General features: G+C 69.3%; 9 protein-coding genes. 3 read left to right on the top strand and 6 right to left on the bottom strand.

The window, feature by feature from the left end; all coding sequences use genetic code 11:
• Positions 1-73: 73 nt before the first annotated feature.
• The 4 genes from tsaB to mrcB form a co-directional block, all read right to left on the bottom strand.
• Positions 74-817 (bottom strand): tRNA (adenosine(37)-N6)-threonylcarbamoyltransferase complex dimerization subunit type 1 TsaB, encoded by a 744-nt coding sequence (gene tsaB, locus AC1Q5B_RS07650; RefSeq protein WP_492631134.1) that lies wholly within the window; start codon positions 815-817, stop codon positions 74-76.
• A 54-nt stretch (positions 818-871) separates the two neighbouring features.
• Positions 872-2,923 (bottom strand): DNA repair helicase YoaA, encoded by a 2,052-nt coding sequence (gene yoaA, locus AC1Q5B_RS07645; protein WP_492631133.1) that lies wholly within the window; start codon positions 2,921-2,923, stop codon positions 872-874.
• 62 nt (positions 2,924-2,985) lie between these two features.
• Entirely contained in the window at positions 2,986-3,573 is a 588-nt protein-coding gene (locus tag AC1Q5B_RS07640) for a hypothetical protein (protein WP_492631132.1), read from the bottom strand.
• Positions 3,570-5,948 carry a penicillin-binding protein 1B gene (gene mrcB, locus AC1Q5B_RS07635; RefSeq protein ID WP_492632060.1) on the bottom strand — a complete coding sequence of 793 codons (2,379 nt, stop codon included), beginning with the start codon at positions 5,946-5,948 and terminating at the stop codon, positions 3,570-3,572. The genes AC1Q5B_RS07640 and mrcB overlap by 4 nt, the downstream gene beginning before the upstream one ends.
• 125 nt (positions 5,949-6,073) lie before the next feature.
• On the opposite strand from mrcB, the gene AC1Q5B_RS07630 reads away from it, so the two are divergent.
• Entirely contained in the window at positions 6,074-8,170 is a 2,097-nt protein-coding gene (locus tag AC1Q5B_RS07630) for a glycosyltransferase (RefSeq protein ID WP_492631131.1), read from the top strand.
• Here AC1Q5B_RS07630 and AC1Q5B_RS07625 read toward each other — a convergent pair.
• Entirely contained in the window at positions 8,167-9,618 is a 1,452-nt protein-coding gene (locus tag AC1Q5B_RS07625; protein WP_492632059.1) for a hypothetical protein, read from the bottom strand. The two genes, AC1Q5B_RS07630 and AC1Q5B_RS07625, sit on opposite strands and share 4 nt — an antisense overlap.
• Positions 9,619-9,776: 158 nt before the next feature.
• Positions 9,777-11,933: a RelA/SpoT family protein gene (locus AC1Q5B_RS07620; RefSeq protein WP_492631130.1), complete on the bottom strand. Its 2,157-nt coding sequence runs from the start codon at positions 11,931-11,933 to the stop codon at positions 9,777-9,779.
• Positions 11,934-12,005: 72 nt separating this feature from the next.
• On the opposite strand from AC1Q5B_RS07620, the gene AC1Q5B_RS07615 reads away from it, so the two are divergent.
• Positions 12,006-12,512 (top strand): hypothetical protein, encoded by a 507-nt coding sequence (locus tag AC1Q5B_RS07615; RefSeq protein WP_492631129.1) that lies wholly within the window; start codon positions 12,006-12,008, stop codon positions 12,510-12,512.
• Between the two features lie 19 nt (positions 12,513-12,531).
• A complete protein-coding gene (locus AC1Q5B_RS07610; protein ID WP_492631128.1) occupies positions 12,532-13,011 on the top strand; it encodes a hypothetical protein in 480 nt (159 codons plus the stop codon).
• The last annotated feature ends 5 nt before the right edge of the window (positions 13,012-13,016 follow it).

Here is a 13,016-nt window from a genome sequence, read left to right as displayed (position 1 = left end):
CTAACACACATAGTACAGATGGGGCGCAGATCGTCAACCATGACCGATGGCATCCCGGCGGACGCTTCCCGGATCAGCCGCGCGAGGCGCGCAGCGCTTTCTGCTCTTCCAGGGTAAGCGCGACGTTGTTGCGCAGATAGGCCGGCTCGACGAACTCCGGCGCGACCACGTCGCCGCGTTCGAAAGCCGCTGCCGCGATCCGGGCGAGATCCGCCGCATGCGGCAACGCCTGCGCATCGATGCGGGCGAAGCGCGGCTGCAGGCGGGCGGCGAGCACGCCCTCGCCGGCCGCGAAACCGGTGCCCACGCCGATCCAGTCGGCATCGTCGCCGGCCAGTGCGTAGCCGGCGGGTGCGATCACCGCTTCTGCCGACGTGGCCTCGAGTCGGTCGCCGCGGTGCGCGAAGGTGCCGGTGTAGATCTCGCCCATGCGCGCGTCGATGGCGGCCAGGATGGGATGCGGCACGCCGACATCGCAGCCGCCCTCGCCCGCGGTCACGGGGGGTGGCGGCACCTGCGCGGCCAGCACGGCGAGCGTGGACACGGGCACCAGCGGCCGATCCAGCGCCAGCGCGATGCCCTGCGCCAGCGCGATCGCCAAGCGCACGCCGGTGAAGGCGCCGGGTCCCCGGCTCAGCGCGATCGCATCGAGCTGGCCGCGCGCGAGGCCCGCGTCGGCGAGCAGCTGCTCGGCCCACGGCAACGCCAGTTCCGCGTGTCGCCGCGGCGCGACCTCGAAGCGCTCGCGCACCTCGCCATCGACGTAGACGGCGATGGAACAGGCTTCGGTGGCGGTCTCGAAGGCGAGCAGCTTCATGGGGCGGGCAGGCGAAAGAAGGGGGCTAGCTTAAACGCTGCCGCGGTTCGGCGATCAGAAGCGCGCATCCGCGAACCAGTCGTCCGCGTCGCCGGTGCGTACGGTCGGCGGCGGTGCTTCCTCGACCTCGGCACCGAAGAAACGCTGCACGTCCTGCACGCGCTGCGTGCGACGGAACGGCGGCAGCGAATCCAGGAACACACGGCCGTAAGGCTTGCCGGTCAGGCGCGGATCGCACAACACCAGCACGCCGCGGTCGGTCTCGCTGCGGATCAGCCGGCCGACCGCCTGCTTCAGCGCGATCACCGCCTGCGGCAGCTGTTCGTCACGGAACGGATTGCCGCCGGCGCGGCGCACCGCTTCCAGGCGCGCCTCGAACACCGGGTCGTCCGGCGCGGCGAACGGCAGCTTGTCCACCACCACCACGCTCAGCGCGTCGCCGACCACATCGACGCCCTCGCGGAAACTCGCCGCCCCCAGCAGCACGCCGTTGCCGGATTCGCGGAACCGCTGCAGCAGCGTGCCGCGCGGTGCCTCGCCCTGCACGAACAGCGGCCACGGACCGCCGCGCAACGCCTCCGCGGCTTCGCGCAGTGCGCGGTGCGAGGCGAACAGCAGGAACGCGCGTCCCTGCGACGCCTCCAGTACCGGCCGCAGCGTCGCGATCAATCCCGCGCCGTAGCCCGGCGCATTCGGATCGGGCAGCCCGGTGGGCAGGTAGCACAGCGCCTGCTGCGGCCAGTCGAACGGACTGGGCTGCAGCAGCGTCGGCGGATCGTCCAGGCCCAGCCGCACGGCGAGATGATCGAAGCGTCCGCCGACCGCGAGCGTGGCCGAGGTGAACACCCACGCCGCGCGCGATTGCTCGCGATGCTGGCGCAGTGGACCGGACACATCGAGTGGCGTGCGCTGGCAACGGAACGCACGCGGCGTCAGCTCGTACCAGAGCACGTCGCTGGCATCGTCGGCGGACGCCGCCGCGGCATCGTCGTCGAACGCCCCGGCCACCGGCGCCGCATACCAGCGCGACAAGCGCGTACCGAACTCCTTCGCCCGCGCCGCGCACGCCTCCAGCCCCAGCGACGCTTCCACCAACGGTGCAAGCGCCGCGGTGAGTTCGTCCAGCGCAGCGGCGAGCACGTCGAAGCCGGCGCTGACGCCCGGTTTCGCCAGCAGCCGTTCGCGCGTGCCGCGTGCCGGCAGGCCCTCCATCGCCGCGCGCAGCTCGCGCAGCGCCTGCTCCAGCGCACGCACCGGCGGCTGCAGCGCCGACAGCGCGCCGGCCGCATCCTTCGATTCGGTCAGGCAATCGCGCGCCAGTTCCTGCAGCGGACGCATGCCGAAGCCTTCGCCGAAGAAGTTGGCGGCCAGTTCGGGCAACTGGTGCGCTTCGTCGATGACGAACGCCTGCGCGCCCGGCAGGATCTCGCCGAAGCCTTCCTGCTTCAGCGCCAGATCGGCGAGCAGCAGATGATGGTTGACCACCACGATGTCCGCCGACTGCGCGCGCTGGCGCGCCTGCACCACGAAGCAGTCGTCCCAGAACGGGCACTCGCTGCCCAGGCAGTTGTCGATCGTCGAGGTGACCAGCGGCAGCAGCGGCGAATCGTCCGGCAGCGCCGCCAGCTCGGCCATGTCGCCGAACTGCGTGCGCCCGCCCCACGCGACGATGCGCTGGAACTGGTCGACCTGCTCGCGGCTGGTGAAGGTGGTGCGCAGCGTCTGCGGATCGCCCTTGGCCTGGTTGAGGCGGTAGCGGCACAGGTAGTTGCTGCGCCCCTTCAGCAGCGCCGACTTCAGACCGGCCACGCCGAGCGCATCGCGCACGCGCGGCAGGTCGCGGTGATAGAGCTGGTCCTGCAGCGCGCGCGTGCCGGTGGAGACGATGGTCTTCAGCCCGGACAGCAGCGCGGGCACGAGATAGGCGAAGGTCTTGCCGGTGCCCGTGCCGGCTTCGGCGAGCAGCACGTCGCGCGCATCGAAGGCGTCGGCGATCGCCGCCGTCAGGCGTTGCTGGGCGTCGCGGGGCGCGAAGGCGTCGAGTCGTTCCGCCAGCGCGCCGCCCTCGCTGAGGGCGTCGCGGCTGGCCTGGGCTAGCTGGGACATCGGGACAACGGAAGGCGGCGTGCAGCGACAAGGGTACCGCGTCGCGCAGGACGCGGGGCGCCTCACATGCGCTGGATCACCGGGACGGTGCAGGCATCGCGCCTGGCTTCGGTGTCGGCGATGGCGGCCTGCAGGGCAGCGGCACGCGCATCGCGCTGTGCCGCGTCTTCCGGCGAGTGGCGGGTCGGCAACGGCGGCAGTACCGCGAGTTCATGCTGGCGCACCTGGCGCACGGTCTCCCAGTGCTGGCGGCACAGCGGGCCTACCTGCGAGCCCAGCTGGAAGGCACGTTGCGCCAGCGTGTCGGCACGCGCGTAGTCGCCTTGCAGCAATGCGACTTCGGCACGCTCCTGCAGCACCGCGGGATCGTCCGGCACCAGCAGCAATGCCTGGTTCAACGCGTCCGCGGCGGCCGCGACGTTGCGCGTCGCACGCGCCTGCTGCGCGGCCTCGCGCAGGTCCTCGACCTGCGGGTCGCGCAGCGGCTGCACGGCGAGCTCGCGGTCGTCGGCACCGGCAGCGGCATGGATTGCAGCGACGCGCTGCTCCGGCGTCACCGGATCGCGCGCGGCCGGCGTTTCGGGCACCGGCGCGGACACGCAGCCGGCAAGCAGGATCAGGAAAACGGGAGAGGCATGCTTCATGGTCATCGCTGTTGCGGAGCGGGTTCGGGCGGCGGGGCGGATTCTTCCTTGCGGTCCAGGCCGAACCAGCTGCGCCAGCCCCCGCCTTCCTGTTCTTCGCCTTCGACCGGCGGCGGCTCGACCACGCATGCCGCATAGGGAGGGGCGAAGCCGCTGACGAACGGCAACTGGCGCGCTTCGGGGCAACTGGCGTCGGTGGTGTTGGCGCCGACCACCCACTGCCAGTCCAGGCCCTTGCCCGACACCTTCAGCGGCGCGCTCGGCAGGCGCGCGAACAGGCCCGACCACACGCGCATCGCACCGGTGCCCCCGTACAGGCCGGTCTGTTCGTTCTGGTCGTTGCCCATCCACACCACCGCCAGGTGGTCGCCGGTGTAGCCCGCGTACCAGCTGTCGCGGCTGTCGTTGCTCGTGCCGGTCTTGCCCGCGGACTGCAGCCGGCCCAGGCCGTCGCCGATCAGCTGGCGTCCGGTGCCGTTGGAGACCACCTGCTGCAGGGCCACCGTGATCAGGTTGGCGGCGATGGAATCGCCTTCCTGCGCCGGTGCCGGCGTCTTGTCGTAGCGCTTGAGCAGCTTGCCCTCGGGATCGAGCACGCCGCGCACCGCGTGCAGCGGCTGGATCTCGCCACCGGATGCGAGGAACTGGTACAGCTGCGCCATCGCGTATGGACTCTGGTCGGTGGATCCCAGGATCAAGGCCGGGTTCGGCTCGGCCTGGATGCCGGCGAGCACGCGGATGAGTTGCGCCAGGCGGTCCGGCTCGACCTTCATGCCCACGCGCACGGTGGCCTGGTTGTACGACCGCGCCAGCGCGTCGACCAGGCGCACGGTGCCATGGCTGCGGCGGTCCGCGTTCGCCGGCGTCCAGCGGCGGTTCTTGCCGAGCTGCACGGTCACCGGCGAATCATCCACCCAGGTCGCCAGCGAATACTGATCGGGCTGTGCCAGCGCGAGCAGGTAGACGAACGGCTTCAACAACGAGCCGACCGGCCGCTGCGCCTCGACAGCGCGGTTGAAGCCGACTTCGGAGACATTGCGGCTGCCGACCACGGCCAGCACGTCGCCGTCGTGCACGTCGGTGACCACCATGCCGGCCTGCAGCGTGGGCCGGCGCTTGTTCTCCAGCGCCTTGATCGTGCGCGTCACCGACGCTTCCGCGTAGGCCTGCGCCGACGGCGACATGCCGGTCAGCACGCTCAGACCCGCGCCCTGCAGCGCGCTCTCGGGGTAGTCGCGCGCCAGCTGGCGCCGGACCAGATCCACATAGGCGGGGAAGCGGTTGGCGGCGGCCATGCCCGGCGTCTGCGTGACCCCCAGCGGCGCCGCGAGCGCGCGCTGGTATTCGGCATCCTTGAGCAGGCCGGTCTCGTGCAGCTTAAGCAGCGCGTAATCGCGACGCTCCTTCGCACGTTCCGGATTGCGTCGCGGGTCGTAGTACGACGGCCCCTTCACCATCCCGATCAGCAGCGCGATCTGCTCGGTGGTCAGGCTGTCGAGATCGCGCCCGAACCAGAATTCGGAACCGGCGGCGACGCCGTGGATCGCCTGGCTGCCGCGCTGGCCCAGGTACACCTGGTTGAAATAGGCCTCCAGGATGGTGCGCTTGTCGTAGCGCGCCTCCAGGATCAGCGCATACAGGATCTCGTTGAACTTGCGCGTCGGCGTCTGTTCCTTGCCGATGCCGAGCAGGCCGCTGCGCGCAAGCTGCTGGGTCAACGTGCTGGCGCCCTGGCGGGTGTCGCCGCCCGAACGCACCAGCAGCCACGCCGCGCGCACCATGCCCGACAGGTCGATGCCGTGGTGGTCCTTGAAATCGCGGTCCTCGACCGCCTGCAGGCCGGTCACCAGCAGCTCCGGCACTTCCTCCAGTCGCACCAGCCGGCGTTCTTCCTGCTTCTGTCCGTACAGCGTGGCGATGCGCGCCGGATCCAGCCGCGCCGCCTTGAGGTTCTGCTTGCGACCGAGGTCGCGCACCGCAGCGATCCGCCCATCGGACAGGCTGACCTGCAGCCTGCGCGGCGCAACGCGGCCGTCCACATCGATGAAGCCGCGGCTGGAAATGGTGAACCGGCCGCCCTCGCGCGCATAGGTGCCGGGACGTTCGCCGGCGCCGTCGTCGCGGTACGACGCGGCATCGAGTTCGGTTTTCAGCGTCTGCGCATCCATCGCCAGGCCCGGCGCGACCTGCAACGGACGTGCGTAGACGCGGGTGGGGATCTGCCAGCGGAGTTCACCGAAACGCTCGGTGACCTGATGGTTCAGGTACAGCGTGTAAGGGATCAGGAATCCCAGGCCCAGGCCTACCGCGGCCAGGCCCCACGTCAGCAGCCGTTGCCGCCAGCCGGGACCGTCGCCGTCGTCGATGTCGTCTTCGTCCAGTGCTTCGTCGTCGTAGTCGTTGCGGGCCACAGGGGATGCGACAATGGGAATTCGGGCGAGTCTAGCGCAGCCGCCAAGGGTGCGCCCGGCCCGTTTCCCCCTCGCTCAGCTGGAGTTGCAACGGAATGTCGATGTCGTGGGCTGAAATGCGCTTTGTGCTGGAGCGCGCTCGTGGCATGGTCAGGCGGGGCCTAGCCAGCCTTCGCACGCGTGGACTGGGACCCACCTTGGCCCGGGTGCGCAAACAGCTGGCGCACGCGCCGCTGCCTGCGTCAGCGCCACTCTATTTTCCGGCAACCGGACACTTCGTCCCTTTCGAGGTACCAACAAGCGCAACGCCAATTGCCAGCATCGTGATCCCGGTCTACAACCAGGCGGCATATACGCTCGCGTGCCTGCGCGCGCTCGCGGAACATCCGCCGGCAGTGGAGTGCGAGATCATCGTGGTTGACGATGGTTCTACCGATGAAACCTGCGGCTGGATGCTGCAGATCGCTGGCCTGCGCTACCACCGTCGCATCGTAAACGGTGGTTTCATCGCGGCCTGCAACGATGGCGCGGCGCTGGCGAAGGGCCGTCACTTGGTATTCCTCAACAACGACACAATTCCTCAACCTGGCTGGCTCGATGCGCTGCTGACCACGTTCGAGCATCAGCCACGGGTGGGCTTGGCAGGAGCTCAGCTGCTTTATCCGGATGGTCGTTTGCAGGAAGCCGGGGGCGTGGTATTCAACGATGGCTCTGCCTGGAACTACGGCCGTTTCGGATCCCCTGACGACCCACCTTTCGCTTTCCTGCGTGACGCGGACTATTGCTCAGGAGCCGCTATCGCGGTATCGAAAGAGATCTTCCACGCCGCGGGAGGCTTCGACACCCGTTATGCGCCAGCATATTACGAAGACACCGACCTAGGATTCGCCGTGCGCGCGCTGGGCTACAGAGTGATCTACCAACCAGCCTCGCGCGTGGTTCATTTAGAGGGCGTTACATCCGGAACAGACGTTGGCAGTGGAGCAAAGGCCTACCAAGCACGGAATCGACGGATTTTCCACGAAAAATGGGAGCGCGAACTCGCATCGCACCCCAGCCCGAAGACCCTGCCAGCAGCCACCAACGTGGCAAAGCATTTACGACACGTACTTGTCATCGATGCGCTCACGCCCGAGCCTGACAAGGATTCGGGCTCATTGAGAATGGTCAATCTCATCAGATTACTCCAGACCGAAGGGAACCATGTCGTCTTTATGCCCGCAAACTCCATGCACGCCGGCGGCTATACGCTCGACTTGCAGCGGTCCGGCGTTGAAGCTTGGCATGCCCCGCACCTAACCTCCATTCCAGCTTGGCTGCGCGAACACGGCCCCCGCTTCGACGTGGTGCTGCTGTCGCGACACTACGTTGCCGCCGAGTTCCTCCCGCTGGTCCGCCGTTTCGCGCCGCGGGCGCGTGTGGTTTTCGATACGGTCGATCTGCACTTCTTACGTGAGATGCGCGGCGCCGAGCTATCTGGTGACGCCAGCCTGCGCCGCGCCGCCGAACGCACCCGAGATCGCGAGCTTGCATTGATTCAACAGGCGGATACCGCGCTGGTGGTGAGCCCGTTGGAGCGAGACATGCTGGCGACACTGCTACCGGATGCCCGCGTGGAGGTCCTGTCGAACTTGCATGAAGTCGCCACCACGGGCCTTCCGTTCGAAGAGCGGCACGACCTGGTGTTCGTCGGCGGTTTCCGCCATCCACCCAATGTGGACGCGGTGCGCTGGTTCGGCAGCGAGGTCTTCCCACTGATCCGCGCGCGGCAGCCCGGCATCCGTTTCCACTGCATCGGGATGGCGCCGCCCGCCGAGGTGCTGGCGCTGCAGTCGCAGCCGGGCATCGTCGTGCACGGGCACGTCGCGGACCTGGACCCGTACATGGATGGCGCGCGCATCGCCCTGGCGCCGCTGCGATTCGGTGCCGGCGTGAAGGGCAAGGTCAACCTGAGCATGGCGCACGGTCAGCCGGTGGTGGCCACGACGTGCGCCGTGGAGGGCATGCACCTGAGCGACGGACACGACGTCCTGGTCGCCGATGATGCCGCCGCCTTCGCCGAGGCGGTGCTGCGGCTGTATGGCGATGCGGCGCTGTGGCAGCGGCTCTCCGACAACGGCCTGGCGAACATCGCGCGCCACTTCTCGATGGATGCCGCACGCGACACGGTCCGCCGCGTCTTCCTGCGCTAGGGCGCCGAGGCCGCTTGCGCCACGCGGACACGCGACGCGAAATCGTCCAGCCCGGTCACCGTGCCATCCAACCGCCGCGCTTCCTGCAAGGCCTGTGCGGCGAATCCGAGGTCGCCCGCGCCCAGCCGCTCCGTTCCCACCGCGATCCATTTTTCCGCCAGCCGCCGCCGCGCATCCTGCAGCGCGGGGTCGCGCGGCTGCAGGGTCTGCCACGCCTGCTGGCAGGCCTGCGCACGGCGGATGCGGTTCGCGCGCAGTTCGTCTTCGTAGCAGTTGCGGACGGCAGGCAGCAGGCGGGTCGCAGCCTGTCTCACCGCCACGCTGTCGGGCGAGAGCGCCTGCGCTGCGCGGAGCGTGTCGTAGGCGCTCTCGCCCGGCGGCGTCAGCCACTGGCCCTGCGCCTCGGCTTGCGCCATCCGTGCAAGCAGCACGCCGACGCGCCGGTCGCGCTCGCGGGCGGTCATGGACGGCGTCGCGTCCTGGCGCACTTGCGCCTGGCGCGCCCGCGAGACCGCCTGTTCGGCCTGTAGCACGCCCGCGGACTGCGCCGCCAGCTCACGCGCCTGTTCCAACGCCTGTTGCGCCTGCGCGAAGTTGAAATCACCGGCCTCATGCTCGGCCTGCCGCGCGTACGCGATACCCACCTGCTCCAGACCCTGCCGTGCTGCGGCGTCGTCGGGCAAGGCCGACACGACCGCTTCATAGGCCGATCGCGCGGCGGCCAACCGGCCTCGCGCCAGGTCACGCGCGCCCATGCGACGCCGCGCATCCACCGTGGCCGCCAGCGCGGCCTCCGCCTGCGGAAGATCGACGTGGCCGGCGTCGAACGTGCGTGCGGCCGTGATCCGGGCCGCCGCCTCGCCGAGTTCGCCGCGACGCAGCCGCTGTGTGGCGTCCTGCAGCAGGTCGGACAACGCATCTTCCCTGCCTTCCAGCGCTTCGATGCGCGTCGGCTGCAGTGCCAGTACGCGCCGGTACAAGGGAAGTGCCGTGTCCTCGCCGCCCCACAGGCGTTCGTCCGCGTGCGCCCGCGCCGCCGCCGCCAGCAGGCCGTCGATACCCGCATGCTCGGCCTCGCGTGCCCGCAGGCGCGCCGCCAGCGCATCGGCCTGCGGCCGCGGCACCTGCAGGTCGCGCGCGAGCGCGAGCCGCGTGCGTGCATCGTCGAATCTGTTCTGTTCCAGCGCGATGCCTGCCGACCGCAATGCAGCCTGCGCCACGCGGCGCAACCCGTCGGCGGCCTCGGTGCGGTCGTTGTCCAGCGCTTGTGCCGCTTCGTACAGCTGGCGCGCGCCGCTGCCGTCGGCGGCATCCAACCGTCCTGCCTGCAGGGCCTCGTCGGCCTGGCCGAGCAGCGACTGGATGCGGGTCTGCGGCCACAGCATGTCCGCCAAAGGCCCGCGCAGGACCACGAGCAACAGGACGAAGGCGATGCCGGCCGCCAGCACCCAACGCCAGCGGGGCCGGTCTCGCCATCCGAGAACCCGGGGGTGGCGCGCGCCGACCTCCGTCGCGGTGGCGCGCGTCCAGTCGATGCGCGGTTCGATGCGTCGGCCCCGTCCGGCGTCGTGGTGGTCTTCGCGGGTCACGCCCGCAGCATAACCAGTCAGCCTGAACGTCGTGCGTCTTCGACCCCGGGCAGCGCATCGAGCTTGCCCAGCAGCGTCGACAGCTGGCCGAAGTCGGCCACCTTCAGGCGCAGGCGCAGGTGCACGCGGCCGCTGGCGCGGTTGCTCTGGCTGTTGATGTCCAGCACGTTGGCTTCTTCCTGCGCGATCAGGGTGGTGATGTCCTTGAGCAGCCACTTGCGGTCGAGCGCGGTGACCTGCACGTCCACCTCGTAGCCACCGCCAGCCTGCCCCCACTCCACTGGCAGTACGCGTTGCGGGCTGGTGGCGGCCAGCCGTGCGAACGCCACGCAGTCGGTGCGGTGCACGGTCACGCCGCGCACCCGCGTCAGGTAGCCGGCGATGGGCTCGCCCGGCACCGGCTGGCAGCAGCGGGCGAGCTGCACCAGCAGGTTGCCCACGCCCTGCACGGTGAACTTCGATTTGCCCGGCTTGGCGACCTTGCGTGGCGGACGCCGCACCGGCAGCGTCGATGCCTCCGGCTCCGCCGCCGCGCGCTGCTCTTCGTGCAGCGCGCGCCCCACCTGGTGCGGCCCCACGTCGCCCAAGGCGACCTGGATGTACAGCTCGTCCACGTTGTCGGCATGGAACTTCTTCGCCGCGCCCGTCAGGTCGGCGTGATGCAACCCCAGCCGCTTCAGCTCCTTTTCCAGCAGCTCGCGTCCGGCCTGCAGGTTGCGTGCGCGGTCCAGCTTGTGGAACCACGCGCGCACCTTGTCGCGCGAGCGGCCGCTGGCGAGGAAGCCATTGGCCTGCAGCAACCAGTCGCGGCGCGGCTCCGGCTCCTTCGACGTCATGATCTCGACGCGGTCGCCGCTGCGCAGCACGTGGTTCAGCGGCACGATGCGGCCGTTGACCTTCGCGCCGCGCGTCCGATGCCCCACCATGGTGTGCACGTGGTAGGCGAAGTCGAGCACCGTGCCACCCCGCGGCAGGTCGACCACTTCGCCCTTCGGCGTCAGCGCGTAGACCCGGTCCTCGACCAGTTCCGCATCCAGTTCGCCGGCCAGCGCGCCATCGCCGCCGGTTCCGTCGGAGGTACCGTCCAGCAATCGGCGCATCCAGGCGATCTTGCGGTCGAAGGCATCGCCGCCCGCCTTGCCTTCCTTGTACTTCCAGTGCGCGGCCACGCCCAGCTCGGCCTGCGCATGCATTTCGTGCGTGCGGATCTGCACCTCCAGCGTGCGGCCTTCCGGACCCACCACGGCGGTATGCAGCGAGCGATAGTCGTTGGCCTTCGGGCGCGCGATGTAGTCGTCGAACTCGCTGGGGATCGGTACCCACAGCGCATGCACGATGCCCAGTGCGGCGTAGCAGACGGCGACGTCGTCCACCGCGATGCGTACCGCACGCAGGTCGTACAGTTCGTCGAAGCCGACCTGCTTGCGCTGCATCTTCCGCCAGATGCTGTAGATATGTTTCGGCCGCCCGCTGACCTCGGCCGGGATGCCGTTTTCGGCGAGTGCCGCACGCAGGGCGTCGGTGACGGCGCCAATGTAGCGCTCGCGGCCGATGCGCTTCTCGTCCAGCTGCGTGGCGATCTGCTTGTAGACCTGAGGCTGCAGATAACGGAACGCCAGGTCCTCCAGCTCCCATTTCAGTTGCCAGATGCCCAGCCGGTTCGCCAGCGGCGCATGGATGTCGCGGGTGAGCCGCGCCAATGCCTGGCGCTCGGACTCGGGCAGGACGCCCGCGGCGCGCATGCGGGCAAGCTGTCGGGCCAGCAGGATGGTGACCACGCGCAGGTCGCGCACGATCGCCAGCAACAACCGGCGCAGACCTTCCGTATTGACGCCGCGCGCCTGCTCGGCATGCAGCGCCCAGACCTGGGCCGCGGCTACCTGGCCTTCCAGCAGGTCGGCCAGACCGGGCACCTGCCGGCCGGCCGCGGCAGCTAAGGCCGGCTGCAGCGCCGGCAATCCATGCAGGACGGCGGCGAGGACGACGTCGCCATCCGCACCGAGGGTCGCCAGCGTATCGAGCGTGTCGGCCAGCACATCGACGGCGTCGGGCATGCCCTCCTGCGCCCCCGCCGCCGTCGCCGCATCGGCCAGCGTACGGCGCAGCGGTGCCGGCAGCGCCTGCAGGGCGGGCCGTTGCAGCAGCGTGGCGATGTCGTGGACGGGGGAAACCATGGGCCGTGCGGGTGGGCGACCAACGGTCGCCGGAATGACTACACTACCGGCCAGTCGACCGCAGGAACAACCATGAAGATGAGCCGCTTGTTTCTATCCATCGCCTTGTCGGTCGCATCCACGTGCGCCTTCGCGCAGGAACGCCCGCTCGAGCCGCTGCGCGATGCGATGAGCGAAGGCGAATTCAAGGCCGCTGGCCTGGACAAGCTGAGCCCGGCCGAACTGGCCGCGCTGGATGCGTGGCTGCAGAAGCGCGTCGGCCAGCAGACCGCGCAGGCGGTGGCGCAGGCCAAGCAGGAAGGCCGCAAGGAAGTCGAACAGGAAACCCGCGGATTCTTCGATTTCGGCACGTCCGAACCGATCGCGAGCACCATCGTCGGCGCATTCAACGGATTCGCCAAGGGACGCCAGTACACGCTCGCCAACGGCCAAGTGTGGGAACAGGTCGAGCCCGCATCGCTCGCGGGCGTGCGCCGCACGGATCCCGCGGTGAAGATCACGCCATCCCGCTTCGGCAATACCTGGTTCATGAAGATCGACGGTTACAACACCGCCGCGCCCGTCCGCCGCATCAAGTGACGTCATCCCGAGGATACCCATGCGCCTGAAGATCCACCTTCTGCTGCTTGCCCTGCTGTCGGCGAGCGCATTCCCCCTCCAAGCCGCCGACTACGTCGCAATCGAGAAGCGACTGTCCGCCGAGCAGATGAAAGCCACCGGCCTTGACCAACTGAGCAGCGAACAGCTCGCCCTGCTCAACAGCCTGCTCAACGAAGACCAGCAGGCGATAGTAAAGGCCACGCGCGAAGACAGCGCCACCAAGGTACGCGGCGCTTCATTCAAGGGCGATGGCGTCAATGCTATCGCCAGCACACTGGTCGGCGACCTGCGCGGCTGGTCGCGCGGCACCGAGATCACCCTGGCCAACGGCCAGCGCTGGCGCGTCACCGAAGGCGAGTACACCTCGATGAAGCGGATATCCAATGCCAACGTGGTGATCACGCCGGGGCTCGTGGGCGCTTGGTACCTGAGCGTCGAGGGCCACATCCCGAAGCCCAAGGTCACCCGGGTCGAGTGACGGAT

The organism is Pseudoxanthomonas sp. GW835-FHT14C01 (genome assembly GCF_058793715.1).
Note: the sequence above shows the minus strand (reverse complement) of the source record. Positions and strands in the feature narration are given on the sequence as shown.

Bases quoted from the DNA above. Each gene is read 5' to 3' on its own strand.
- AC1Q5B_RS07610 (WP_492631128.1), top strand. From the start codon at position 12,532: ATGCGCCTGAAGATCCACCTTCTGCTGCTTGCCCTGCTGTCGGCGAGC.
- AC1Q5B_RS07615 (WP_492631129.1), top strand. From the start codon at position 12,006: ATGAAGATGAGCCGCTTGTTTCTATCCATCGCCTTGTCGGTCGCATCC.
- AC1Q5B_RS07620 (WP_492631130.1), bottom strand. From the start codon at position 11,933: ATGGTTTCCCCCGTCCACGACATCGCCACGCTGCTGCAACGGCCCGCC.
- tsaB (WP_492631134.1), bottom strand. From the start codon at position 817: ATGAAGCTGCTCGCCTTCGAGACCGCCACCGAAGCCTGTTCCATCGCC.
- yoaA (WP_492631133.1), bottom strand. From the start codon at position 2,923: ATGTCCCAGCTAGCCCAGGCCAGCCGCGACGCCCTCAGCGAGGGCGGC.
- AC1Q5B_RS07640 (WP_492631132.1), bottom strand. From the start codon at position 3,573: ATGACCATGAAGCATGCCTCTCCCGTTTTCCTGATCCTGCTTGCCGGC.
- AC1Q5B_RS07630 (WP_492631131.1), top strand. From the start codon at position 6,074: ATGTCGATGTCGTGGGCTGAAATGCGCTTTGTGCTGGAGCGCGCTCGT.